This is a genomic window from Pseudomonas sp. PSB11, from assembly GCF_014596605.1.
In the GTDB taxonomy this organism is placed as follows: domain Bacteria; phylum Pseudomonadota; class Gammaproteobacteria; order Pseudomonadales; family Pseudomonadaceae; genus Aquipseudomonas; species Aquipseudomonas umsongensis.
In genome coordinates this window covers 1-24,564 of the sequence record NZ_NOIO01000021.1, presented here as the reverse complement: position 1 = coordinate 24,564, position 24,564 = coordinate 1, and the positions used below count along the sequence as shown (strand labels likewise).

Here is a 24,564-nt window from a genome sequence, read left to right as displayed (position 1 = left end):
TGGCTCGCTTTGATCCTGTCTGATTTGCCGGGCATGCGATTGCATGCCGGCGTACGCCAGAGACTGGAGATTTCAATGATAAAAAAAACAGCTTTCCAAAACAGTTCATCGCCATCCCCGGCGATTGTCCGTCCTTCGGCTCTTCGACATTCGATCAAGGTTGAACTGTGCACGCCGAACATCGGCGCCGAGATCAGCAACATCAGCCTGGCCGACGCTGCCCAAGACCCTGAAATGATCGCAGAGATCCGGGCGCTGTGGCTCAAACACAAAGTGCTGTTCTTTCGCGATCAGGACATCACTCCGATGGAGCAACAGAATTTCGCGGCGCAATTCGCCGAACTGGAAGCTCATCCCGTTGCGCCCAGCCATCCTGAGGCGGACAAGTTGCTGATGCTGTACCGCAATCTCGACCCCAACAAGCAGAATATGGTCGAAAAGATCAGCCGCGAAAACCTATGGCATGCCGATGTCACTTTCAAGAAGGCGCCGCCCCGCGGCGCGGTGTTGCGCTGTGAACTGGGTCCGGAGTCCGGCGGCGACACCATTTGGTCCAACATGGTGATGGCCTATGAAAGCCTGCCTGAGGCCATCAAACAACGAATCGATGGCATGTACGCCAAGCACGATGCCGAGCACGCCTTTTTCGCCCAGATGCCGATCGCTGATCGTCACGCGATGGCCGCGAAGAACCCCGTCGCTGAGCACCCGGTTGTGCTTATCCATCCTGAGACGGGCGAAAAGGTGTTGTTCGTCAACTCGGCGTTCACCACCCATTTCTCGAACTTTTACACCTTCAAGGACGTCCGTTGCGGCCAGGACTTCAAGCCAGAAGCCAATACTCTGTTGAATTACCTGATTTCCCAGGCCGCGATTCCGGAATACCAGGTGCGTCTGAAGTGGCGACCCAACACGGTCGCGATGTGGGACAACCTGCTGTGCCAGCACTACGCAGTAGCCGATTACGGCAATGCACCGCGCAAGATGCTGCGCGCGACATTGACCGGTACCCCTCTTAACTGATTCACCCAATTCCCAGAGGTCTTCGCCTCGTGCTGGATCAGTCGAGCGCGTGCATCGCCGTCGGTCAAACCGCGCGGTCAGCTTCTGGAAAAAACAATAGAAACGGAGATAGTTATGCTTTTTCAACAAGTTGAAACAGCCGTCATGCACGGCGAGTCGCTGCCTTGGGTTCCCTTCACCCCTTTTGCAGACAACGTCCTGCTGAAGTACTTCAAGCTCGACCCAATTCGCGGCGAGATCATTGTGATGATGAAGGCGCCCATCGACATGGTCCTGCCCAAGCACCATCACTCTGGCACCGTCATCGTCTACACCATCGAAGGCCACTGGAAGTACAAAGAGCACGACTGGATTGCGGGTCCGGGCAGCGTTGTCTACGAGACCGCCGCATCCACTCACCAGCCGGAAGTGGTCAGCACTGAAGACGGTGACTACATGGTGACGCTGGTGATCGTGAGCGGCGACCTCATCTTCGTCGATGAAAACGACAAGGTCCTGGCCATCGAGAACTGGAAAACCTCGCTTCAGCGCTACATGAATTACTGCGAGGCGAACGGGATCGAACCACAGGATCTTACCGCCTTCCACTAAGACTAAAGGGCCCTCGACACCGATAGCTATCCACGAAGCTGGTGTTGGGGCCGCCCGCCATAACCGAGCAGTTCAACTAACTGTTCGGGTGTCAGGTTACTACGTCCTTTCTGCTGCTTGCCGGTAACAGGTGACAGGTTCAACGACAGCGATCTCTGGTGTCGACCCGTCAGCTCCTGTTTGTCAGGCCGTGGGCGGGATTTCGTTGATCCAAGCATCCCTAACAATAATAAAAAGTGGAGCTAGCCATATGAAACACAGTCAGCCCTTCACCTTGCGTCGCAGTCCGCTGGCCATTGCTGTTGTCGTTGCAATCATGCCGGTCGCCGGCCACGCGTTCGAGTTCGATACCGGTAGCCCGGATTGGTCTGTGCGCCTGGACAACACCGTCAAGTACAACTACGGCGTACGCACGGAAAGCGCCGACAAGCGCATGCTCGGCTCGCCGAACAACAATGATGGTGATTACAACTTCCGCAAGTCCGGGACCAACATCACCAACCGTGTCGACCTGTTGACCGAGATGGATGTTGTTTATAAACAGAACATGGGCTTTCGTGTCAGCGCCGCCAGTTGGTACGACAAAGCCTATGAGAACACCGGTTCCAACTCCAACCCGTTCGTCAACGGCAATGATGCACGCTCTGGCCTGGTCGCCAACGACCCGCGCCTGGCCGGTGTCACCAACGACAACGTCGGCAATGGCAGTCCGCACCTGAGCAACTACGCCCAGCGTTACTACACCGGTCCGTCCGGGGAAATCCTCGATGCCTTCGTGTTCTACAGCACCGAAGTGGGCGAGGAGTCGATGCTGAGTGTCAAGGCCGGCCAGCACAACGTGTTCTGGGGTGAGACCATTCTCAACCCGGTGCATTCGGTCAGCTACGGCCAGTCCGGCCTCGATCTCGCCAAGCTCGCCGCATCGCCGGGTACTGAAGCCAAGGAGCTGTTCGTTCCGCGTAACCAGCTGTCGATGTCGTTCACTGTCAATCCCGAGTTGACCGTGGGGGCCCAGTATTTCCTGAAATGGGATGCTGCGCGTCTGCCGGAAGCGGGCACCTACTATGGCGGTTCCGACCTGGTGGGCTTCGGCGCGCAGTCGTTCCTGCTGGGCAACACCAACTCCATCACGCCGGGCAGCCCGCTCGGTTGCGGCGTCGCCCCCTGCAACGCATTGACCAACGTGGTTCGTGGTCATGACCTGAACCCTGGCAATCAAGGCGACTGGGGCGTAATGGCCAAGTGGTCACCGGAGTGGCTGGACGGCACCCTCGGCGTCTACTACCGCAAGACCTCGGACATCCTGCCGCAGGCCTGGCTCGACACTCGCGGGGTCACCTCGGCCAACCCCAATGGCACGCGTCCAGCGGGCCAGGTGCCGGCTGTTGTCAACACGCTGAACTCGTTGAGCACCGCCACTTATCAACTGGCGTACTCCGACGATATCGATATCTACGGTTTGAGCCTGTCCAAGGATTTCGGCGGCATCAGTGTTGGCAGCGACCTGAACATTCGCGAAAACATGCCGCTGGCCAGTATCCCGGCCATCGTCAGTTCCACCAGCCCGCTGGGCTTCGGGCAAGGTCTTGGCCTGTTGCCAGCACGTACCGCGGCCACTGGCGTCATCTACGACGTCCCGCACAACGGCGACAGCATGAGCGCCACTGGCGAAACGCTGCACTGGACGCTCAACGGTTTGATGACCCTGCCCAAGACGCCGGTGTACGACCAGGCCGTGCTGCTCGCCGAACTGTATTACAGCAACCTGCTCAAGCTCGATGACAAGAACTCGGCACTCTACAAAGGCAAGAGCACTTACCGCGGTATCGATGCGCCGACCCGCGACAACTGGGGTATCGCCGTCAACTTCACACCGACCTGGTACCAGGTGTTCCCGGGCGTGGACTTGAACACGCCGATGTCCGTGAACGTTGGCCTCGATGGTGTTTCCCCTGTGGTCGGCGGTGGCGCCAAGGACACTGGCACCTACGCCGCTGGCATCGGCGCAATCGTTTACAACAAATACTTTGTCGACCTCAAGTATGTGGATTCCTTTGGCAAGACTGACAAGTGCAACGTCAGCGGCAACAGCACCGGTGCAGCCAACGCCGGAGGTGGCGATGGATCGACCCCGAACGCCTTCAGTGGCAACGAAAACTATGCCTGCTACGCCGGTGGCTATTCGGCCTTCTCGGGAGGCGGCGCAACCACAGAAGACCGTGGCGCTGTGTACCTGACGCTGAAAACCACCTTCTGATACACCCATTGCTTAGATACTAAGCAGGAGAACAACATGAAATTCGTCAAAACTTTACTGGCCGCTTCCCTGGCCATGACGTTGGGCGCACATGCGCAGGCGGCCGTGACCGCCGAGGAAGCTGCCAAGCTCGGCACCAGCCTGACGATGGTCGGCGCTGAAAAAGCCGCCAACGCCGATGGATCGATTCCGGCCTACGCCGGTGGCCTGACCACCGCGCCGGCCAGCTTCAAATCGGGCGACACCATGCGTCCGGACCCCTTTGCCAGCGAGAAGCCGCTGCTGGTGATCGATGGCAAGAACGTCGACAAATACAAGGGCATGCTCACTGCCACCACGGCTGAGCTGGCCAAGCGTTTTCCCACGTTTCGTGTTGATGTCTACCCGACTCACCGCACCGTTGCGTTGCCTCAGAATGTGCTGGACAACAGCGTGAAAAACGCCAGCGGCGCCAAGTCCCTGCAAGGCGGCCTGGCCATCGATAACGTTCTGCCTGGTGTGCCGTTCCCGGTCCCGCACAATGGTGCCGAAGCGATGTGGAACTTCCTGCTGCGTTACCAGGGCGTCAACATCACCACCAAGTATGATTCCTGGAACGTTGACTCGGCGGGGGTGCCAAGCCTGGCCACTACCGGACAGACGTTCATCAACTACCCAATCTACGAGAACATGTCGCAGCCGATCAGCAGTGCCGACGTGTACTACCAGATCAAGGTGGCCTACACAGGTCCCGCACGTCGTGCCGGCGAGGCGCTGATGATCAAGGACGCCGCCGACCCGTTGCAACAACCACGCCGCGCCTGGCAGTACCTGCCGGGCCAGCGGCGAGTCAAGTTGGCTCCCAGCCTGGCCTATGACACGCCTAACCCAGGTACCTCCGGTGCCGGGACCTTCGATGACGGGTTTGTGTTCAACGGCGCGCTGGACCGCTACGACTGGACGCTGGTGGGCAAGCAGGAAATGATCCTGCCTTACAACACCTACAAGCTGACCTACGTTGCAGACCCCAAGTCGCTGACCACCCCTAACCACCTGTCACCCGACTTCGTGCGTTGGGAGAAACACCGTGTGTGGGTCGTTGAAGGCAATCTCAAGCCAGGTGCTCGTCACATCTACCAGAAGCGTCGCTTCTACTTGGATGAAGACAGCTGGACAGCTTTGGCTTCCGACCAGTACGACGCACATGGTCAGCTCTACCGTGGTTCCTTCGCTTTCCTCAGCCAGAGCTATGACAAACAGGTGCCGGACTCTACGCCGTTCATGATCTACGACCTGGTCGGCGGGTCCTACAACATCAATGGTGTGGTAGGTCCCTACGGCGGCATCAAGTACATCGAGCCGCTCTCCAAGGCGCAGTGGTCAGCTGAGTCCCTGGCCGGTGCAGGCATCCGCTAAGCATCCCGCGATAAAGCGCCCAGATGATTCACACCCTAACTGGGCGCCTGACTCCAGCGCCGGGTGCGCCTTGCGCGCCCCAGCGCAGTTTTCTCAAGAGGATGCAGTATGGGTTCTTACAAAAAGTGCCTGTTGCTGGCACTGGGCGCCTCACTGGTTCTGTCACAGGGAATCGCCCAGGCCACCAACTTCATTGACGTGCTGGACCAGCCAGCCAGGCTCAGTACCCTGGCCGTGCGCAGCCCTTTGCTGGCCACGGCCCGCGCGGGTGATCGGCTGGTCGCTGTTGGGCAGCGTGGTCACATTCTCTACTCCGACGACTCCGGCAAGAACTGGCTTCAGGCCAGTGTGCCGGTCAGTGCTGACCTCAATGCCGTCTCGTTTCCTACGCCACAACAAGGTTGGTCCGTGGGTAGCGATGGTGTCGTGCTGCACAGCAGCGATGCCGGCGCAACCTGGAGCAAACAACTCGATGGCCGCCAGATCGGCGACTTGCTGGTCAAGCACTACAGCGCGCTGGCCCAGGCAGAACCTGGCAATGAACAATGGCCGCAGCTCGTCGAAGACGGCCAGCGGTTGACGAAAGAGGGCGCCGACAAGCCGCTGCTCGACGTCTGGTTCGCCAATGACCAACTCGGTTACGTGGTGGGTGTATTCAATCTGATCCTGCGCACTGAAGACGGTGGCAAGCACTGGACCCCGTTCCAGGACCGTATCGATAACCCGCAGGGTCTGCACCTCAATGCCATCGCCGCTGCCGGCGATGCGCTGTTCATCGCCGGCGAACAGGGCTTACTGCTCAAATTCGATGACACGCAGCAGCGTTTCCTGGCTCTGCCAACACCTTATCAAGGCAGCTTTTTCGGTGTGGTCGGCAAGCCTGGCGAAGTCCTGGTCTACGGGCTGCGCGGGCATGTGTTTCGCAGCACCGATGGCGGCGCCAACTGGACCCCACTCAATACGGGGCTGCAAGTGAACATCACCGCCGCCACCCTGGACACCGACGGCCATTACGAGCTGTTTACCCAGGCCGGGCAACGGTTGGTCAGCCAGGATGGCGGGCAAGGCTTGAAATTGATGGCTCAGCAAAACCCGTCACCGGTTGCCGGCGCCGTTCAGGCAGCCGACGGTACATTGGTGTTGGTCGGCAACCGTGGTGCGCGCGTGCTTTCACAAGAATAAGAACTGTATCAATTCGAGGTACCCAGACATGGGCAATATCCAACAAGACACGATGCCGGTGATTTGCAACTTGCAAGACTTCGATCGAAGTTCCGGAAACCGGCTGGAAAGGTGGGTCTTCAATCACCGCCCCCTGTTCATGTTGCTCATGGCAGTGATCACCCTGGTACTGGGTTACATGATGGCGACCCGTCTCGAGCTGCGTCCCAGCTTCGAGAAGATGATTCCGCAGAGCCAGCCGTACATTAAAAATTTCCTGGAGAACCGCAAGTCTTTGCGCGGCTTGGGCAGCTCGGTGCGGGTGGTGGTTGAAAACACCGAAGGAGACGTCTTCGACCCCGATTACCTGAACGTGCTCAAACAGGTTAACGACGAGCTGTTCCTCACCGAAGGCGTCGACCGCGCATGGATGAAGTCGCTGTGGAGCCCGTCGGTACGCTGGACCGAAGTCACCGAGGAAGGTTTCCAGGGTGGACCGGTGATGCCCGACACCTATCAGGGTACGCCTGCAGATATCGAACAACTGCGCGAGAACATCAACCGCTCCGGCATTGTCGGTAATCTGGTAGCCAGCGACTTCAAGTCCACCATGTTGATCGTGCCGTTGCTCGACACTGCTTCGGCAACCGGACACAGCGTCGACTACCACACATTCGCCAAGAAACTTGAAAGGCAAATGCATGACAAGGAGGGCTCCGGCAAATACAAGGTCCACGTGATCGGCTTCGCCAAGTTGGTCGGCGACCTGATTGACGGACTGATCCAGGTAATGATGTTTTTCGGCCTGGCCGTGGTCACCTCGCTGGTGATCATCTACGCCTACACCCGCTGCGTGCGCAGCACCCTGCTGGTAGTTGGCTGCTCGCTGATCGCAGTGGTCTGGCAGCTGGGCATCGTCGCCTGGCTGGGTTATGCGATAGACCCGTACTCGGTGCTGGTGCCGTTTTTGATCTTCGCCATCGGCGTGTCCCACGCCGCGCAGAAAATGAACGGCATCATGCAGGACATCGCCCGCGGCACCCATAAACTGATCGCCGCGCGCTACACCTTCCGCCGCCTGTTCATCGCCGGGGTCACTGCGCTGTTGGCCGATGCCGTGGGTTTTGCGGTGCTGATGCTGATCGACATCCCGGTGATCCAGGACCTGGCCATTACCGCCAGTATTGGTGTCGCGGTCCTGATCTTCACCTCTCTATTGCTGATGCCGGTCGCGCTGTCGTACGTCGGCGTTGGCAAGAAGGCCGCCGAGCGCGCCTTGAAGATCGACAGCCGCGCTGCAGCGCATCGTGGCTTCGGAAAATTGTGGGACTTGCTCGACCGCTTCACCACTCGCAACTGGGCTATCGGCACTGTACTAGGTGCCTTGGTGTTGGGTATTGCCGGTTTCGCCGTCAGTACGCATCTGAAGATCGGCGACCTCGACAGTGGTGCTCCGGAGCTGCGTGCCGACTCGCGCTACAACCGCGATAACGCCTACATCACTGGCCATTACGCGCTGTCCAGCGACCTGTTCGCAGTGATGATCAAGACTCCGCCAGAGGGCTGCCTGAATTATCAGACGCTGGTCCTGGCCGACCGCCTGGCCTGGGAACTGCAGCAATATCCGGGAGTGCAAGCGACCTCATCGCTGGTCAATGCGGTGCGCCAGATCACTGCCGGATCTTTCGAGGGCAACCCCAAGCTCAATAACATCCAGCGCAATCAGGACGTGTTGAACTACGGCGCGCAACAGGCCTCGGTCAATGCGCCGGAGCTGTTCAACAACAACTGTTCGGTCATGCCGGTCATTGCCTACCTCAAGGACCACAAGGCCGAAACCCTGGATGCGGTGGTCGCCATCGCCGACAAGTTCGCCAGGGAAAACAGCACCCCGGATCGCCAGTTCCTGCTGGCCGCCGGAACTGCGGGTATCGAGGCGGCAACCAATATCGTGGTGCGTGAAGCCAATCACACCATGCTGCTGTACGTGTACCTGGCGGTGACGCTGTTCTGCCTGATCACCTTCCGCAGCTGGCGCGCCACGCTGGTGGCGCTTTTGCCGCTGGTACTGACCTCGATCCTCTGCGAGGCCTTGATGGTCGCCATGGGCATCGGCGTGAAAGTCGCCACCTTGCCGGTTATTGCCCTGGGTGTGGGTATCGGTGTGGATTACGCGCTGTACCTGCTCAGCGTGCAGTTGCATTACCAACGCAGCGGTATGCCGCTGTCCGAAGCCTACCGCAACGCCGTGGCCTTCACCGGTCGGGTGGTCGGCCTGGTCGGCATCACGCTGGCTGCCGGTGTGGTGAGCTGGGCCTGGTCACCGATCAAGTTTCAGGCCGACATGGGCATCCTGCTGACCTTCATGTTCCTGTGGAACATGCTCGGCGCGCTGATCCTGATTCCGGCCCTGTCCTACTTCCTGTTGCGTGGGCCCTCGCTGAACCGTCGTATTGCGTCGGCTGAATCGGGGAGACAAAGCAGTGATAGCGACAATTCCAACAAACCGGGCGTGCCACATGCCCTCACAATGTCCGAGTAAGCCAATCATGTCTGTTTACAAAGCCCCCCTGCGCGACATGCGCTTCGTTCTCAATGAAGTTTTCGAGGTGTCCAGACTTTGGGCTCAATTGCCCGGGTTGGCCGAGGTGATCGACGAAGAGACGGCAGCCGCGATCCTTGAAGAGGCCGGCAACATCTGCACAGATATCATCGCTCCGCTGTTGCGCAGTGGCGACGAGCAAGGCTGCACCTGGAACGACGGTGAAGTGTCCACGCCGGACGGTTTCCCGGCAGCCTATCGTGCCTTTGCCGAAGGTGGCTGGGGCGGTGTCGGTGGCGATCCTGAGTTTGGCGGCATGGGCATGCCCAAGGCGATCTCCGCCCAGATTGAGGAAATGGTCAACTCGGCCAATCTGTCGTTCGGTCTGTACCCAATGCTGACGGCGGGTGCCTGCCTGGCACTCAAGGCCCACGCCAGCCAAGAACTCAAGGAACGCTATCTGCCAAACATGTACGCCGGCACATGGACCGGTTCGATGTGCCTGACCGAGGCCCACGCCGGCACCGATCTGGGGTTGATCCGCACCAAGGCCGAGCCCCAGGCTGATGGCAGCTACACAATCCGCGGCAGCAAGATTTTCATCAGCGGTGGCGAACACGATCTGAGCGAAAATATCATCCACCTGGTACTGGCCAAACTGCCGGGTGCTCCCGCCGGGGCAAAAGGCATTTCGCTGTTTTTGGTGCCGAAGGTGCTGGTCAATGGTGACGGCTCGCTGGGCGATCGTAACGCGCTGTCCTGCGGCTCCATCGAGCACAAGATGGGCATCAAGGCCTCGGCCACTTGCGTGATGAACTTTGACGGCGCCACCGGCTGGATCGTCGACGCGCCGAACAAGGGGCTGGCGGCGATGTTCACCATGATGAACTACGAGCGTCTGGGCGTCGGTATTCAGGGTCTGGCACAAGGCGAGCGCTCCTATCAGAACGCCGTCGAGTATGCCCGCGAGCGTATTCAGAGCCGTGCCCCGACGGGTCCGCAGGAGAGTGAAAAAGCCGCTGATCCGATCATCGTGCACCCGGACGTGCGCCGTATGTTGCTGACCATGAAGGCCTTGAATGAAGGCGGCCGTGCGTTCTCCAGCTACGTGGCCCTGCAACTCGACACGGCCAAGTACAGCGAAGACGAAACCGCCCGCGCACGCGCACAGGAACTGGTCGCGTTGTTGACACCGGTGGCCAAGGCGTTTCTCACCGACATGGGCCTGGAAACCACGTTGCACGGTCAGATGATCTTTGGCGGCCACGGCTACATCCGCGAATGGGGCCAGGAACAACTGGTGCGCGACGTGCGCATCACCCAGATCTACGAAGGCACCAACGGCATCCAGTCGCTGGACCTGGCCGGACGCAAGATCGTCGGCAGCGGCGGGGCGCTTTACCGCTTGTTCGCTTCGGAAATCCGTCACTTCACCGCCAATGCCTGTGCCGATCTCGGCGAGTTTACTCAGCCGCTGAACGCAGCTGTCGATACCCTCGATGAGCTGACTGCCTGGTTGCTGGATCGGGCGCAAAACACCCCGAATGAAATCGGCGCCGCTTCGGTCGAGTATCTGCACGTGTTCGGCTACACCGCGTACGCCTATATGTGGGCGCGCATGGCCAAGGCGGCCATGGGCAAACAGGCCGAGGATGATTTCTACGCCAGCAAGATGGGTACGGCACGCTTCTATTTCGCTCGCGTGCTACCCCGTATCCACTCGCTCAGCGCCTCGGTCAAGGCCGGCAGTGACAGCCTCTATTTGCTGGATGCCGCACAGTTCTGAACATGATCAGTTTCAGGAAGAACCAACTGGGTGAAGACAGCTTGTTTGCTTCATCCGCCAGAGAGATCACCTATGAATAGCTTAATCAATTATCGCTGCGAAGGACCGCTGGCCTTGATCGGCCTTGCCAGTGCTCCCGTTAACGCTCTCGGCCAGGCGTTGCGCGAACAATTGCTGGAGGCCTGTGAACGCGCCGCCGCGGACGCCAGCGTGAAAGCGATTATTCTCCACGGCGAAGGTTCTGTGTTTAGCGCCGGCGCTGACATTTCCGAGTTTGGTAGCCCGGCGTCCTTCGCAAAGCCGGACCTGCCAAGTTTGCTGACCCGTCTGACCGAGTTAGACAAACCGTTAATCGCCGCTATCGGTGGGCTGGCATTGGGCGGGGGGCTTGAGCTCGCCATGGCCTGCGGCTACCGGGTGGCTGAAGCCGGCGCGCGTATGGGCCTGCCGGAAATCAAGCTTGGCTTGCTTCCCGGTGCTGGTGGTACGCAACGTTTGCCGCGTCTGATTGGCGCTGCGGCAGCGCTGAAATATATTTTGTCCGGCGAGCCGATCGGCACCCATCGAGCACTGCTGCTGGGGCTGCTGGATTGGGTGGCACCGACCGCGGATAGTTTGCTCGAAACGGCCAAGACACTGGCATTGGCACTGATTCACAGACAGGCGCCGGGCCGCCCGTGCCGCCCGAACTGGCCGCACCCAACCCCGGGTACAGCCTTGCTGCCGGGTTATTTCGCCGACTATCGCGCGGCGAATCAGTCGCGCTGGAAAGGCCAGAGCGCGCCGCAACGGGTGGTGGCGGCGATTGAAGCAGCCTGCAATCTGCCGCTGGCCGAGGGCCTGGCCCGCGAGGGCGAGCTGTTCAAAGAGGCCGAGGCTTCCACCGAGTCCGAGGCCCTGCGCCATGTGTTCTTCGCCGAGCGTGAAGTCGGCAAATTGCCGGGGTTGGACACCGGCACGTCGATCCGTCCGGTCAACCGGGTCGCGGTCATTGGTGCTGGCACCATGGGCGGCGGGATTGCCATGAACTTCGCCAACGCGGGCATGGCGGTGACACTATTGGAACTCAGGGCCGATGCCCTGGAGCGCGGTCTGGCGCTGATCCGCAAGAACTACGAAACAAGTGTCGAGCGCGGCAAGCTCAACTCCGAGCAGATGGAGCAGCGACTGGCGCTGATCCACGGCACTCTGGATTATGCCAATATCGCCGACGCTGATCTGGTCATCGAGGCTGTGTTCGAGGACCTGGCAACCAAGCAGCAGGTGTTTCGTACCCTGGACGAGGTGTGCAAGGTCGGCGCGATTCTCGCCAGCAATACCTCGACCCTGGATGTCGACGCAATTGCCGCTGTTACGCGCCGTCCACAGGACGTCGTCGGTCTGCATTTCTTCAGTCCGGCCAATGTCATGCGCCTGCTTGAAGTAGTGCGCGGCGCAGCCACGGCCGCCGATGTCCTGGCCACGACGCTGAAAGTGGCCAAGCGCATTGGCAAGATCCCGGTGGTTTCCGGAGTGTGCTTCGGCTTCATCGGCAACCGCATGCTCGAACCTTACTCACGCGAGGCGCACCGTCTGCTTCTGGAGGGTGCCACGCCTGCGCAGGTTGACAATGTGCTCACCCGTCTTGGCATGGCGATGGGCGTCTTTGCCATGCACGATCTGGCGGGTATCGATGTCAGCTTCCTGGTGCGCGAGTCGCGCCGCGAGGTCATTGCCCACGACCCTGACTACTGCAAACTCGCCGATGCGCTTTACGCACTGGGCCGTTTTGGTCAGAAGACCCACCGCGGCTATTACATCTACGAAGGCCGCGAGCGCAGGGATGACCCTGAAGTGATCGCTTTGGCCGAGCGCATCGCAGGCGAACTGGGCATCCAGCGTCGCACTATCAGCGATCAGGAAATCCATGACCGTTGTGTGTTGATGCTGGTTAACGAAGGTATCCAGCTTCTTGATGAAGGCATCGCCCAGCGCAGCAGCGACATTGATCTGGTCTGGATTAATGGCTACGGCTTCCCGGCCTGGCGCGGTGGCCCAATGCACTACGCCGAAGGGTTGGGACTTGCACATGTGCTGGAGCGTATCGGTCATTACCGAGAGGTACTGGGTGCCTATGGAGCCATGTGGTTCGAGCCAGCACATTTGCTGGAGCGCCTGGTCGCATCTGGCAAGACCGGCGTCGAACGTATGTGATCTTTGCGGCCATTGGCGGCCATCGCAAATTGGCTGCCATTCGCGCTGATCGTCCGTATTGTTACCCGTAGAGGTTCCGTTAGTCCCTACTAGTAGCGCTAAATCAGATGCAAGCCTCGGGCCTGTCTTAGCCGACTCGCTTGGCGATTTGAACGTCTGCTTTTGGCCGGTTGTTGCCCGTCGCCACCGGCAGCAAGCGAGAGCTCTCTGCCGATCATAGTTACTAAGTGTGCTGGTCAAATCTGATGCAATCGGTGGTCAGATCGAATGCAAACTCCTGGTCAAGTGCAATGCAAACGAGTGGTCAGCGCCGATGCAATCAGGTGTTCAGTGGAGTGCAATTTCGCAGCTAGGCTCATGAATAGGTAAGAACAACAGCAAACATTGAGTATGAACTCCTGCCGGGTATTTCATCACGAACACCACGGCAAACACCCCATACAGGTGCAGTGGCTGCCAACCGCTGTCGAGCAACAGGCCGGCCACAGTCGGCGAAAGGATGGCGCCGATGCGGCCGATACCGATGCCCCAACCGACCCCTGTGGTTCGCACCGAAGCGTCGTAGACAATCGGTGACAGTGCGTACAAACCTGCCACGCAACCGTTGGCGAACAGCCCGATCAACAGACCCAGGCCGAGTGCCATCGATACCGATGAAGCGGAGCCGACGAACAGCACCAAAAGCCCTGCGGTGATCAGCATGAACAGCGACAGCACCCGGGTTAGCCGCCAGCGCGAGGCCAGGCCGCCAATCAGCGCGGCGCCGAAGATGCCGCCGACGCTCAACAGCACGCCGCCGCTGATGCCTTGTTGTGCCGATAGACCTGCCGAGACCAGCAGCTTCGGCGTCCAGCTCATCACGAAGTAGAAGCCGAACATCACCAGGAAGAACAGCAGCCAGATCAGCAGGGTGGTGCGCCGTGAATCAGGCGAGAGCAACTGCGCGAGGCGCCCTCTGCCTGAAATCGGCGCAGAGAGGGCGTCAGGTAGTTCGTTCAGTGCTGGCTGGCCGAGGCGAGCGGCCAGTCGGTTGATGCGCACCAACGCGTTTGCCGGGCGGCGGGCAATCAGGAAGTCCAGCGATTCTGGCAAGTACAGCAGCACCAGGGGAATCACCGCCAGGGTCACGGCGCCCCCGAACAGGAACACCGAACGCCAGCCAAAGTGCGTCAGCAACCACACCGACAACAGCCCGCCCAAGGTCGCACCCAAGGCATACCCGGTCGATTGCAGGCTCACCGCCAGCCCGCGCCAGCGCTTGTTGGCGTATTCACTGGCAATCACGTTGCTGCTGGCCAGGATCCCGCCGATACCCAGGCCGGTCAGCCCACGCAACAGCGCCAGTTGCAGCGGCGTCTGGCTCAGGGCCGACAGCAGCATGCCAGCCCCCGAGAGCAGCAGGCACAGCAGAATCAGTGGCCGGCGACCATAGCGATCAGCCCATGGCGCGATGAACAGAGAACCTGCTGCCATGCCAAACAGTCCGGCACTCAACAACAGCCCGATCTGCGCGCCGTTCAACGCCCATTCGGCGGACACGGAAGAGGCCGTGAAGGCCATCACCAGCACGTCGAACCCATCGATCATGTTCAGGACAATACAGATGCCCACGGCCAACCATTGGAAGTGCGCCATGGGGCGCTCATCCACCACGCGCTTGAGATCGATACTCATGGCTGCCCCTCGAGGAGAGGCTGGGTAAAGGCAAGGCGAGTAAGGCTCGCGTTGGTGGGTGCAAGCCGAAGCTTGAGCCCGATTGAGAAGTCATTCATCCCGACACCCTTGTTATTTTTATGAGCGGGCAGGCGCTGTACCTGACACCGTGCAGTGTCAGTCAATCAAGATATGGATCCATTGAAAAGTGGGTTTGACTGGATTTTTATCGATATGTTTTTATTTTTTTAATAAATCACATAAAAATCAATGAGTTAGTTTGATTTATAAAGTGTTCGATTATCGGCCGTCTTCATTGGCTTTTATTAAGGGATCCAATGATGGCGGATGCGAAGCTGTCGGACGCAGAGCGTATCCGGCACAACAGCTATTTCTCCTGCGACTTCATTTCCGTTCTTATTTGCGTCTCAGGCCCGAAAAACTGATTGGGATCATCGGCTTTCTCCAGGTCAACCCAGGCTCGGCAAATGCAATGGGAAAATTGTTCGCGCACCTTCTCGGGGTCTTGCCAGGCCATGGGGGATGATTGGGTTTTCTGTCCCTCGACCGTTTTATAGCAAACGCAGTTGTCGAGTCGGGTGACGCCGTTATCGCTCTGGCAAGCGGTGGTAAGCAAAGCGATCGCGATGAGCATGACGATGCGTTTCATTGGCTCCTCTCCGAGGCTGTTGTGAAGGGGCGGACCTGAATGGACCGCCCCACAGTTAGAAGAAGCTTAGCTGTCATTTTCCATCGCTCCATCCACTGCCAGCCTTTGGTAGCGGCCCCTTTAACTCACGGATTTCGAGGAAGCTCTGGCGAGGCTACGCTGGCTCTCAGCGCCTTCGCTACCTGGGTTTGAATCTCGTAGGCAGGTGCCTCCACGGCGGAGTAGTCACGGGTGTAGCGAGTGGCAAACTCGCCGACGCCCCATTGCTGGTATTGCTGCACGTGCTTCAACTCGTGCGCCCATAGCGCGACGTTGTTCAGCGCATCGTCCTGACTGCGAAAGACGATGATGTCGACAAGGGTGACGGCATTGACATCGGGGTTCTGCAGCATGGTGTTCGCGGCGTTGAACTCTTCATCATCGCCGATCTTGTAGCGGGCCGAATCGAGCACCTGGAGGTCGTAGTAGGGTTCAAGCTGGGCGCGAATATTCAGCGGGATGGTTTGAACATCGCCGGCTGCCGCGGTGTTGCGCGATTGAACGATCCAGCTCTGTAATCCTGCGGCCGCTATCTGGTTCATGTTTTCGAAGAGTTCCCCGGTGTCCTCCCTGGAGCCTGGGGCACAAAAACAGGTGACCACACACACCTGGTACTGACCTTGGGGGCAGGCGAAAGCAGAAGACGAAGTGCCAACGCACAAGAGTGGAATCGCCAGGCGCAAGGCTTGACGTAGAAAGACGGCTGACAATGGGGACTCCCGCAGGCAGTTATTTGGGCAGGAGCATGCTGTCCTGCCACGGATTCGACCATTGTTACTGCGTTCGATTCCCCGTACCCACGGTTTTCAGACCACTACCCGCAAAAATACGAATGAGAACGCCTATCAAAAGCTATTGATACGGTATACCATGCGCCGCGAAATTATTGGCATGTATGCCGTCCCATTTGGCTATTCTCTCAAGGCTTCCTAGATGCGTCGTACCCTGCTGTCTATCTGTGTGCTTCAGGCATTCTCCACTTCCTCCTGGGCTGAGCCAGCGACAACCGCTGCAACCGGTCTGGAGTTGCAAGCGACGGACATCGTTGGCACAGCGGACCTTGAAACCGCCACGGGGCCAGTGGAAGGCTATCGCGCCACCCGTTCTGCCAGCGCAACCCGTACCGACACGGCGATCCACGAAACCCCGCAGTCCATCAGCGTAGTACCCAGGGATGTCGTCGAGGACATCAGCGCCACAAGGCTGCAGGACGCGCTCGATTACGCCGGCGGCGTGGGACGGGCCAACAATTTCGGTGGCCAGGGGCTGACCACCTTCACCGTGCGTGGCTTTACCACCGGTGAGTTCTATCGCAACGGCTTCCCGATCAACCGTGGTTACCCGAACATGCCGGATGCGAACACCATCGAGCGGCTTGAAGTATTGCGCGGCCCGGCGACCACGCTTTACGGCCGGGGCGATCCCGGCGGTACGTTCAACGTGGTCTCCAAGCAACCGCTGGCCGAACGCACCGTCACGCTGGGCAGCCAGCTCGATGATCAGGGAATGAAGCGTGGCACCCTGGACGCCTCGGGCCCGCTCGACGAAGAGGGTCGCCTGGCCTATCGCCTGAACGTGGTGGGCGAGGGCGGCGATACCTTCCGCGATCACGTGGAAACCGAACGTTATGGCGTGACCCCCGTTATTTCGTGGCAGGCCAACGACGACACCAAGGTGATCTTCGAAGGTGATTTCATGCGCAACAATCACCCCCTGGATCGTGGCCTGACGCGCTATCCGAATCAGATTGGCACCGCGTCGCGCGACACGTTCTTCGGTGAAAAAGACGTTGGCAAGTTGCACAACGACAACAACATGGCCCAGTTGCGGTTCGAGCACTTCCTGAATGACGACTGGACATTGGGCGGTGGTTTCCAGTGGCTCGATGGCACCTTGCAGGGCAATGCCGTTGAAGCCAATGGCGTGGCGGCCGATGGACGCACCCTGGGGCGCAACTTCAACTACCGCAAGCTTGAGTGGACAGACAAGGACACCCAACTCAATCTCACCGGGCATTTCACCGCGCTCGGTTTCGATCACACCTTGCTGACTGGCGTCGAATACGAGGATTACGACTACAAGTCGATCATCCAGCGCTCCAGCGGTGCAGTGAGTGCCTACCCGATCGATATCTTCGATCCGGTGTATGGCCAGCCTCGCCCGGCCCTGACCCGTACGCCGACCGACGACAAGGAAAACCTCAAGACCTACGCCGCCTTCGTCCAGGATCAGGTGGCGTTGACCGAGCGCTTGAAGGTGTTGGCGGGCGCCCGTTTCGAGCGCTTCGAGCATGACTACGAAACCTTCGTGCCGGGTGGCAGGAGCTGGGAAGCGAGCGATAACGCGGTGACGCCACGTCTCGGCGTGCTGTATGACCTGACCGACACCGTGGCGGTGTACGCCAATACCGCGCGCTCATTCAAGCCCAATAGCGGCGCCAGCCGAGAGGGGGGTGGTTTTGACCCGGAGAAGGGCAAGTCCTATGAGATGGGCATCAAGTGGGAAGCGCTGGATCGCCAACTGAGTGTGGACGCGGCGATCTACCAGATTGAAAAACGCAATGTCCTGACCACCGACCCCGTGGACTCAACCTTCAGTGTGGCGGCCGGCGAAGTACGCAGCCGTGGCTTTGACCTGAACGTGGCTGGCAATGTCACCCCTGAATGGCGGGTGATTGGCGGCTATGCCTATGTCGACGCCGAGGTTACCCAGGACAACGTGATCGAGTCGGGCACCCGGTTGATGAATATTCCCAAGAACAGCTTAAGCCTGCTCAACGTCTACGAGTTCCAGGAGGGCGCGCTCGAGGGGCTGGGGCTGGGCACGGGGCTCAAGTACGTCGATGAGCGCGCAGGGCAGACGGCCAACACGGCGTTTTCGATGGGCAGCTACACCGTTGTCGATCTGCTGGGCTTCTACAAAATCAATGACAAGGTCCGGCTCAATCTCGATGTGAAGAACCTGTTCGACCGGGATTATGAAGAAGGCGCCTTTGGTAACGTCTATGCCTACCCGGGTGCGCCGAGGACGGTTCAGGTCGGTATTTCCTACACCTTGTAGCTCGATGGGATGTAGCTGTTCACTCATTCGCCCGCCGCGTCGCAGGACGAGTGAGTGAATGGCTCACGAGATCTTCTTCAGTCCCTTCAAACGTATAGTCGCCCTTTGCGCCGCGGCCATTTTTTCAGGCCGCTTCATGCGCTTCCACTTCCTGATGTCTTCCTTGCTACGCCCGCAGCTCACGCACAGATCGCCGCGCAGTTGGCATACGGAAATGCATGGGTTTTCGATGTCCTTGGCCATGGTCAATGGCCCCTCGATGCCAGGCGTTTTTGCCAATCGCCATCATGGGCGCGTTGGCATTCCTCCTCAGAGTCGAATCGGACAGTGTGATCCGAAGGCTCCAGGGCGATGCCTGCCTCATCCAGCGCGATGGCCGTCAACTCAAATACCCGCGCTTTCGCGCCAGCCTGGGCGAGTTTTTTATCGGCCAGGGTTTCGAACACCCAGGTCACCTTCAGCGTCTGGGCAACCGCGTTCATGTCAGCCGTGTGGGTGAGCCAGGTAAAGCCTTTGATTTCAGTTTTTGCCGTTTCGCAGGCGGCGGTCAGTGTTGCAATCAAACGGCGCTCGATTCGCGCAAGTTCACGTTTGCCCAAGGGCATGGCGGGCTCCTTTGTGAGAAGTCGTGGGGGGTTCCCTGTCGGATAATCAGACAGGTCGAAACTCGACAGTCAGATGGCTGATTTCGTGAACCGGCTTCAGGCGTTCACGAATGCTTTCGGCGTTTGCAGTGGCTTGACCAATGACGCTGACGATTGCTGCATGCGCTTGCGGCCCGATCCGCCAGACATGCAGGTCGGTGATGGTTGCATCGCCGGGCCGTTCAACCAACTCGCGAACTTCCTCTGCAACGTGCTCATCCGTTTGATCCAGCAGGACGCTCGCGGTGACACCCATCAAGGTCCATGCCCATCGCGCGATGACAACGGCACCCACGATGCCCATTGCAGGATCCAGCCATACCCATCCGAGGTAGCGGCCAGCGAGCAATGCCACAATGGCCAGGACGGACGTCAGCGCGTCCGCGATGACGTGGGCGTAGGCTGAGCGCAGGTTGTTATCGTTGCCGTGATGTTGGTGGTCATGATGATCGTGATCGTGATCGTGATCGTGATCGTGATCGTGGCCATGACTTTGACCGTGGCCAAGCAGCAGTGCGCTGACAATGTTGACGATCAAGCCGACAATCGCAATCAGCGTGGCGGTGCCGAACTGGACCGTTGTCGGCTGCAACAGCCGCATGACGGACTCTACGCCGATTGCCAGCGCAACCATGCCGAGAATGAGCGCTGAGGCAAACCCACCCAAGTCTCCAACCTTACCGGTACCGAAGCTGTAGCGCCGGCTGGACGCATGGCGTCGGGCGTATCCATACGCGGCCGCCGCGATGCCCAATGCACCGGCATGGGTTGCCATGTGAAAGCCATCGGCAAGCAGCGCCATCGAGCCGGTGATATAGCCGACGCTGATTTCGCCCACCATCATCACCAGGGTCAGCGCCACGACCCAAAGCGTGCGTTTGGCATTTTCTTCGTGTGCAGGCCCAAGGAATACGTGGTCGTGTACATGTTTGATGTGGGTGCTGCTCATGAGCCGGTACTCCTTGAGTTCACTTGGCGTAGCGGCGAATGGCTTCAAGCAGTTCTTCAACACCCTTGTTGCGTTCATCTTCACTGAGGGCAGGGTTCGCGACATGCTCGCGAGCGTGATCCTCGATGATTTCTTCCATCAAGCCATTGATAGCCCCGCGAGTGGCAGCGACAAGATGCAATGTTTTCGCGCAGTCGAGATCCGATTCCAGTGCACGCTCAACGGCCTGGATTTGTCCGGCGATGCGTTTAACACGCTTGAGAAGATCGTCTTTGTTGGCAGCAATATGACTCACGGGATACCCCCCTTACTTTCGTTTGGGGAGTATAGGTATACCCCCTATGCCTATACAAGCCTCTTTCGTCCTTGAAAGTGAATGCCGGCTTTCAGGAAGGGGGGCAGCTGTCAGGCCGCAGTAATGGTCTTGTGCGTATCAATCAAATGCTGCACCACCCCCGGATCGGCCAGGGTGGAGATATCGCCCAGGCCATCGTACTCAGCGGTCGCAATCTTGCGCAGGATGCGCCGCATGATCTTGCCCGAGCGGGTCTTCGGCAGCCCCGGCGCCCACTGGATCACATCCGGCGAAGCAATCGGGCCGATTTCCTTGCGCACCCAGTTCTTCAGTTCCAGGCGCAATTGCTCGCTGGTCTCTTCGCCCGCGTTCAGGGTGACGTAGACATAAATGCCCTGGCCCTTGATGTCGTGCGGTACACCGACCACCGCCGCTTCGGCGACTTTCGGATGCGCGACCATCGCGCTTTCGATCTCGGCGGTGCCCATGCGGTGGCCGGAGACGTTGAGCACGTCGTCGACGCGACCGGTGATCCAGTAGTAACCATCGGCATCGCGACGGGCGCCGTCACCGGTGAAGTACATGCCACGGAAGGTCTTGAAGTAGGTGTCGACGAAACGGTCGTGATCGCCATACAGCGTACGCGCCTGGCCTGGCCACGAATCGAGAATCACCAGGTTGCCCTCGGCCTCGCCCTCGATGATGTTGCCCAGGTTGTCCACCAAAGCCGGCACCACGCCGAAGAACGGCCGCGCCGCGGAACCCGGCTTCAAGGCATGGGCGCCGGGCAGCGGGCTCATCAGGGTGGCGCCGGTCTCGGTCTGCCACCAGGTGTCGACGATCGGGCAACGGGATTGGCCGACGTTCTTGTAGTACCAGTCCCAGGCCTCGGGGTTGATCGGCTCGCCCACCGAACCGAGCAGGCGCAGGCTGCTGCCATCGGCGCCTTCGACGGCAGCCGTGCCCGCCGCCATCATCGCGCGGATCGCGGTCGGGGCGGTGTAGAGGATGTTGACCTTATGCTTGTCGACGATCTTCGCCACCCGGGTGATGTCCGGGTAGTTCGGCACGCCTTCGAACAGCAGTGTGGTCGCGCCGTTGGCCAGCGGGCCGTAGACGATGTAGGTGTGGCCGGTGACCCAGCCGACGTCGGCGGTGCACCAGTAGATTTCACCCGGGCGGTAGTCGAACACCCGCTCGTGGGTCATGGCCGCGTACAACAGGTAGCCGCCGGTGGTGTGTTGCACGCCCTTGGGCTTGCCGGTGGAGCCGGAGGTGTAGAGGATGAACAGCGCTTCCTCGGCGCCCATCTCTTTCGGCGCGCACACGGTGCCCGCCACTTTCATCAGGTCTTCGTACCAGATGTCGCGATGCTGGTTCCACTTGATGTCGCCACCGGTGCGCTGGCACACGATGACTTTCTGGATGCTGCTGGTTTCCGGGTTGGTCAGGGCGTCGTCGACGTTGGCCTTGAGCGGGATCTTCTTGCCGGCACGGATGCCTTCGTCGGCGGTGATCACCACCTTGGATTTGCAGTCGATGATGCGACCGGCCAGGGCTTCCGGCGAGAAACCGCCGAACACCACCGAGTGAATCGCGCCGATGCGGGTGCAGGCCAGCATGGCGACCACGGCTTCGGGGATCATCGGCATGTAGATCGTCACCACGTCGCCGCGGTGCACGTCCTGGCCACGCAGGGCGTTGGCGAACTTGCAGACTTGTTCGTGCAGTTCGCGGTAGGTGATGTGGCGGCTTTCGGAAGGGTCATCGCCTTCCCAGATGATGGCGACCTGGTCACCGCGTTCGGCCAGGTGCCGATCGAGGCAGTTGTAGGAAACGTTGAGGGTGCCGTCGGCGAACCACTTGATGTCGACATGGTGATCGTCGAAGGACGTCTGCTTCACCGTGGTGAAAGGCTTGATCCAGTCGAGGCGCTTGGCTTGCTCGCGCCAGAAGCCGTCCGGGTTGACGACCGACTGCTGGTACATGGCCTTGTAGGTCGCCTCGTCGGTCAGGGTGTTGGCCAGAACCTCGGGACGAACGGGATACAGGGAAGCCGCACTCATCTTTCTTACCTCGGTGGAATAGTTGTGTTTGTGATCTGAAATTGTGTTGCTGCGCACTTCAAATCCTGAAGCGGCTGAGCAGTCTGTGCTGCTCGCCTACCTGTTCCCCCATCACGGAACACTGGCGGACCTGCTTGGCGGCACTGCCGGTGACTTCGAGGCTGATGTCGCGGATGTTGGACGTATTGCGATTGATTTCCTCGGTCGTGGCGCTCTGTTCTTCAGCCGCCGCGGCGATTTGCAGGTTCATGTCATTGATGCGGTAAATGGCTTCACGGATGCGTTCGAGGGTCTCATTGGCGGCGTTGGCATCCCCAGCCGTCTTGCTCGCGGTGTCGCGGCTTTTCTGCATGCGCACCTGAGCGTGTTTCACCCCCGTCTGCAGCTGATCAATCATCAGGCGTATTTCCTGAGTCGATTGCTGGGTACGCGAGGCCAGGGAGCGCACCTCATCGGCAACCACGGCAAAGCCGCGACCCGATTCGCCGGCACGGGCCGCCTCAATGGCCGCATTGAGCGCCAGAAGGTTGGTTTGATCGGCGATGCTGGTGATGACCGCGACAATCGATTCGATGCTTTGGCTGAGCAAGGACAGTTCATTGATGGCATTGCCCGTGTGGTCCATCTCGTCGGCCAGGCGCTGGATGGCCCCGGTCGAGCGGGACACCAGGGCGACACCGTCTGCGGCTTCCCCGGTGGCCACGATTGCCGCCTCGGCAGCCGCTTGGGCATTGCGCGCCACGTCTTCGGCGGTCGAGGCCATCTCGGTCATGGCGGTGGCGAGTTGATCCAGTTCCTGCAGCTGAATTTGCACGCGACTGGCGGCCTGGTTCGCTTCAGACGACGTTGTGGTGGTGCTCTCGCGGACGTGTTGCGCGCTGTTTTTCACATCGCCAATCAGCGATTTGAGGTTTTGCAGGAACTGGTTGAACTCCCTGGAGACCTGCGCAATTTCATCATTGCCAGACACGGGTAGTTGGTGGGTGAGGTCACCGTCTCCGCGGTTGATGTCTGCCAGTGACGCCTTGAGTCGATCCAGCGGCCAGAGTAGCCGCCGGACCAGCAAGCCCAGGACCAACAGGCTGAGCAGCACACCCAGGCCAGTACCGATTGCGGCTCGCCAGCTGAGGATACGGGCTGCGGCCATGACGATGCCCTGGTCCAGCACCACACCGATGTACCAATCCATGCCCTTGAGATCGGTGAGCGGAATGAAGGACACCAGGAGCGACTTTCCACCGCCGCTGGCTTCTTGAAGTTGACCGGTCAGCGGCAGGGCGCTACCGGCGAAAAGCTGGCTGTAGGGTTGACCATTCAGCCCGGCGTCCGGGTGAGAAATGATGCTGCCACTTTTACTCAGCAGGAACGCATAGCCGGCGCCGCCGAAATCCAGCGTGTTGATGGCATCGGCCACGGTGGTCAGGCGGATGTCACCACCGAATACCCCGAGCGGTTGACCCGCGTCGCTGATCCGGGCCACCGCCGAGATCAGGATTTCGCCGGTGGTGGAGTCCTTGTAGGGTTCGGTCAAGACCGCTTGGCTGACTGCTTTACCCGTCGCGTACCAAGGGCGGGTGCGACCGTCATAGTCGGGTTTTGGATTCCAGGGTGAAGCGTTCTTGATGGGTTTGCCGTCGGACTCAAGGGCGCCGAATACCAGCTTGAATTCGTCTTTCAAAATGGCTGAGTCGATGATCCTCTGGGTCGCTTGCGCGCTGTACTGACCGTCGATCGCCTGGGCGGCCAGGTCCATCAGATGAAGCTTGCCGTTCAGCCAGTTTTCGATCTGACGTGCCACGGCGTTACTCGATTCGCCAATGCTGGCCTCGACCTGGTTACGCAGAATCGTTCGTATCTGCCCTACCTGAACCAGCGACAGGAGGCTGGTCGTCACCAACAGCACAAAGGCAGCCACAAGGCTCACCTTGTAACGGATTTTCATCGAGGATTCACCTGCAGATACGGCGTGATGCTTGTAGGAGCGAGCATGCTCCGGGCGGCATTCCGACGATGGTCGTCAACGATGACGCGATTAGTCTGGCACCCCGTGGCGTGCTCAGGTTTTTCGCGAGCATGCTCGCTCCTACAAGGGGGTTGTTGTTTGTGCTAAATCAGAAGAAGCCCAGCGGATTGATGTCGTAGCTCACCAGCAGGTTCTTGGTCTGCTGATAGTGGTCGAGCATCATCTTGTGGGTTTCACGGCCGACGCCGGACTTCTTGTAGCCACCGAACGCGGCATG

General features: G+C 59.6%; 19 protein-coding genes and 1 pseudogene. 9 read left to right on the top strand and 11 right to left on the bottom strand.

Annotated features, from left to right (window positions below):
* Positions 1 to 153: 153 nt before the first annotated feature.
* The 8 genes from CGA21_RS21545 (at position 154) to CGA21_RS21510 (ending at position 12,948) form a co-directional block, all read left to right on the top strand.
* A complete protein-coding gene (locus tag CGA21_RS21545) occupies positions 154 to 1,023 on the top strand; it encodes a TauD/TfdA dioxygenase family protein (RefSeq protein WP_223524318.1) in 870 nt (289 codons plus the stop codon).
* A 114-nt stretch (positions 1,024 to 1,137) separates the two neighbouring features.
* Positions 1,138 to 1,614, top strand: a complete 477-nt coding sequence (locus CGA21_RS21540) for a 2,4'-dihydroxyacetophenone dioxygenase family protein (RefSeq protein ID WP_095964963.1) — start codon at positions 1,138 to 1,140, stop codon at positions 1,612 to 1,614.
* Positions 1,615 to 1,864: 250 nt separating this feature from the next.
* Complete coding sequence (locus tag CGA21_RS21535) at positions 1,865 to 3,871, top strand: DUF1302 domain-containing protein (protein ID WP_160388732.1); 2,007 nt, start codon at positions 1,865 to 1,867, stop codon at positions 3,869 to 3,871.
* Positions 3,872 to 3,907: 36 nt separating this feature from the next.
* Positions 3,908 to 5,266 (top strand): DUF1329 domain-containing protein, encoded by a 1,359-nt coding sequence (locus tag CGA21_RS21530; protein WP_160388733.1) that lies wholly within the window; start codon positions 3,908 to 3,910, stop codon positions 5,264 to 5,266.
* Between the two features lie 108 nt (positions 5,267 to 5,374).
* On the top strand, positions 5,375 to 6,448 hold the full coding sequence (locus CGA21_RS21525; RefSeq protein ID WP_160388734.1) for a WD40/YVTN/BNR-like repeat-containing protein: 1,074 nt from the start codon (positions 5,375 to 5,377) through the stop codon (positions 6,446 to 6,448).
* A gap of 28 nt (positions 6,449 to 6,476) precedes the next feature.
* Positions 6,477 to 8,969 carry an efflux RND transporter permease subunit gene (locus CGA21_RS21520; RefSeq protein ID WP_160388735.1) on the top strand — a complete coding sequence of 831 codons (2,493 nt, stop codon included), beginning with the start codon at positions 6,477 to 6,479 and terminating at the stop codon, positions 8,967 to 8,969.
* 7 nt (positions 8,970 to 8,976) lie between these two features.
* Positions 8,977 to 10,755, top strand: coding sequence for an acyl-CoA dehydrogenase C-terminal domain-containing protein (locus CGA21_RS21515; RefSeq protein ID WP_160388736.1), 1,779 nt, complete (start codon positions 8,977 to 8,979; stop codon positions 10,753 to 10,755).
* Positions 10,756 to 10,827: 72 nt separating this feature from the next.
* The gene (locus tag CGA21_RS21510) at positions 10,828 to 12,948 is read left to right on the top strand and encodes a 3-hydroxyacyl-CoA dehydrogenase NAD-binding domain-containing protein (RefSeq protein WP_160388737.1); all 2,121 of its coding nucleotides are present in this window, start codon (positions 10,828 to 10,830) and stop codon (positions 12,946 to 12,948) included.
* 327 nt (positions 12,949 to 13,275) lie between these two features.
* Here CGA21_RS21510 and CGA21_RS21505 read toward each other — a convergent pair whose 3' ends face one another.
* The 3 genes from CGA21_RS21505 to CGA21_RS21495 form a co-directional block, all read right to left on the bottom strand.
* Positions 13,276 to 14,622: an MFS transporter gene (locus CGA21_RS21505; RefSeq protein WP_411157084.1), complete on the bottom strand. Its 1,347-nt coding sequence runs from the start codon at positions 14,620 to 14,622 to the stop codon at positions 13,276 to 13,278.
* A 367-nt stretch (positions 14,623 to 14,989) separates the two neighbouring features.
* A complete protein-coding gene (locus CGA21_RS21500; protein ID WP_110754637.1) occupies positions 14,990 to 15,271 on the bottom strand; it encodes a hypothetical protein in 282 nt (93 codons plus the stop codon).
* 125 nt (positions 15,272 to 15,396) lie between these two features.
* Positions 15,397 to 15,852 carry a DUF4157 domain-containing protein gene (locus tag CGA21_RS21495; protein ID WP_110754639.1) on the bottom strand — a complete coding sequence of 152 codons (456 nt, stop codon included), beginning with the start codon at positions 15,850 to 15,852 and terminating at the stop codon, positions 15,397 to 15,399.
* 391 nt (positions 15,853 to 16,243) lie between these two features.
* On the opposite strand from CGA21_RS21495, the gene CGA21_RS21490 reads away from it, so the two are divergent.
* On the top strand, positions 16,244 to 18,370 hold the full coding sequence (locus tag CGA21_RS21490) for a TonB-dependent siderophore receptor (RefSeq protein WP_110754642.1): 2,127 nt from the start codon (positions 16,244 to 16,246) through the stop codon (positions 18,368 to 18,370).
* Between the two features lie 63 nt (positions 18,371 to 18,433).
* Here CGA21_RS21490 and CGA21_RS21485 read toward each other — a convergent pair whose 3' ends face one another.
* The 8 genes and pseudogenes from CGA21_RS21485 to CGA21_RS21455 all read right to left on the bottom strand — a co-directional run.
* The gene (locus tag CGA21_RS21485) at positions 18,434 to 18,613 is read right to left on the bottom strand and encodes a DUF1289 domain-containing protein (protein WP_110754644.1); all 180 of its coding nucleotides are present in this window, start codon (positions 18,611 to 18,613) and stop codon (positions 18,434 to 18,436) included.
* 2 nt (positions 18,614 to 18,615) lie between these two features.
* Positions 18,616 to 18,975 (bottom strand): hypothetical protein, encoded by a 360-nt coding sequence (locus CGA21_RS21480; protein WP_110754646.1) that lies wholly within the window; start codon positions 18,973 to 18,975, stop codon positions 18,616 to 18,618.
* Positions 18,976 to 19,021: 46 nt separating this feature from the next.
* Positions 19,022 to 19,963: a CDF family Co(II)/Ni(II) efflux transporter DmeF gene (gene dmeF / locus CGA21_RS21475; protein ID WP_188264998.1), complete on the bottom strand. Its 942-nt coding sequence runs from the start codon at positions 19,961 to 19,963 to the stop codon at positions 19,022 to 19,024.
* 19 nt (positions 19,964 to 19,982) lie between these two features.
* The gene (locus CGA21_RS21470; RefSeq protein WP_188264997.1) at positions 19,983 to 20,258 is read right to left on the bottom strand and encodes a metal/formaldehyde-sensitive transcriptional repressor; all 276 of its coding nucleotides are present in this window, start codon (positions 20,256 to 20,258) and stop codon (positions 19,983 to 19,985) included.
* A 110-nt stretch (positions 20,259 to 20,368) separates the two neighbouring features.
* The gene (gene acs / locus CGA21_RS21465; protein ID WP_188264996.1) at positions 20,369 to 22,324 is read right to left on the bottom strand and encodes an acetate--CoA ligase; all 1,956 of its coding nucleotides are present in this window, start codon (positions 22,322 to 22,324) and stop codon (positions 20,369 to 20,371) included.
* A gap of 58 nt (positions 22,325 to 22,382) precedes the next feature.
* Positions 22,383 to 23,138, bottom strand: coding sequence for a methyl-accepting chemotaxis protein (locus CGA21_RS30460; RefSeq protein WP_411157085.1), 756 nt, complete (start codon positions 23,136 to 23,138; stop codon positions 22,383 to 22,385).
* A gap of 102 nt (positions 23,139 to 23,240) precedes the next feature.
* A pseudogene (locus tag CGA21_RS30455) lies at positions 23,241 to 24,266 on the bottom strand (cache domain-containing protein); the annotation flags it as partial.
* A gap of 169 nt (positions 24,267 to 24,435) precedes the next feature.
* Positions 24,436 to 24,564, bottom strand: a 129-nt coding sequence (locus tag CGA21_RS21455) for an aldehyde dehydrogenase family protein (protein ID WP_073664670.1), incomplete at its 5' end; no start/stop codon positions are given.

Bases quoted from the DNA above. Each gene is read 5' to 3' on its own strand.
- CGA21_RS21480 (WP_110754646.1), bottom strand. From the start codon at position 18,975: ATGCCCTTGGGCAAACGTGAACTTGCGCGAATCGAGCGCCGTTTGATT.
- CGA21_RS21520 (WP_160388735.1), top strand. From the start codon at position 6,477: ATGGGCAATATCCAACAAGACACGATGCCGGTGATTTGCAACTTGCAA.
- CGA21_RS21510 (WP_160388737.1), top strand. From the start codon at position 10,828: ATGAATAGCTTAATCAATTATCGCTGCGAAGGACCGCTGGCCTTGATC.
- CGA21_RS21495 (WP_110754639.1), bottom strand. From the start codon at position 15,852: ATGAACCAGATAGCGGCCGCAGGATTACAGAGCTGGATCGTTCAATCG.
- CGA21_RS21525 (WP_160388734.1), top strand. From the start codon at position 5,375: ATGGGTTCTTACAAAAAGTGCCTGTTGCTGGCACTGGGCGCCTCACTG.
- CGA21_RS21485 (WP_110754644.1), bottom strand. From the start codon at position 18,613: ATGGCCAAGGACATCGAAAACCCATGCATTTCCGTATGCCAACTGCGC.
- acs (WP_188264996.1), bottom strand. From the start codon at position 22,324: ATGAGTGCGGCTTCCCTGTATCCCGTTCGTCCCGAGGTTCTGGCCAAC.
- CGA21_RS21535 (WP_160388732.1), top strand. From the start codon at position 1,865: ATGAAACACAGTCAGCCCTTCACCTTGCGTCGCAGTCCGCTGGCCATT.
- CGA21_RS21540 (WP_095964963.1), top strand. From the start codon at position 1,138: ATGCTTTTTCAACAAGTTGAAACAGCCGTCATGCACGGCGAGTCGCTG.
- dmeF (WP_188264998.1), bottom strand. From the start codon at position 19,963: ATGAGCAGCACCCACATCAAACATGTACACGACCACGTATTCCTTGGG.
- CGA21_RS21530 (WP_160388733.1), top strand. From the start codon at position 3,908: ATGAAATTCGTCAAAACTTTACTGGCCGCTTCCCTGGCCATGACGTTG.
- CGA21_RS21515 (WP_160388736.1), top strand. From the start codon at position 8,977: ATGTCTGTTTACAAAGCCCCCCTGCGCGACATGCGCTTCGTTCTCAAT.
- CGA21_RS21490 (WP_110754642.1), top strand. From the start codon at position 16,244: ATGCGTCGTACCCTGCTGTCTATCTGTGTGCTTCAGGCATTCTCCACT.
- CGA21_RS21500 (WP_110754637.1), bottom strand. From the start codon at position 15,271: ATGAAACGCATCGTCATGCTCATCGCGATCGCTTTGCTTACCACCGCT.
- CGA21_RS21505 (WP_411157084.1), bottom strand. From the start codon at position 14,622: ATGAGTATCGATCTCAAGCGCGTGGTGGATGAGCGCCCCATGGCGCAC.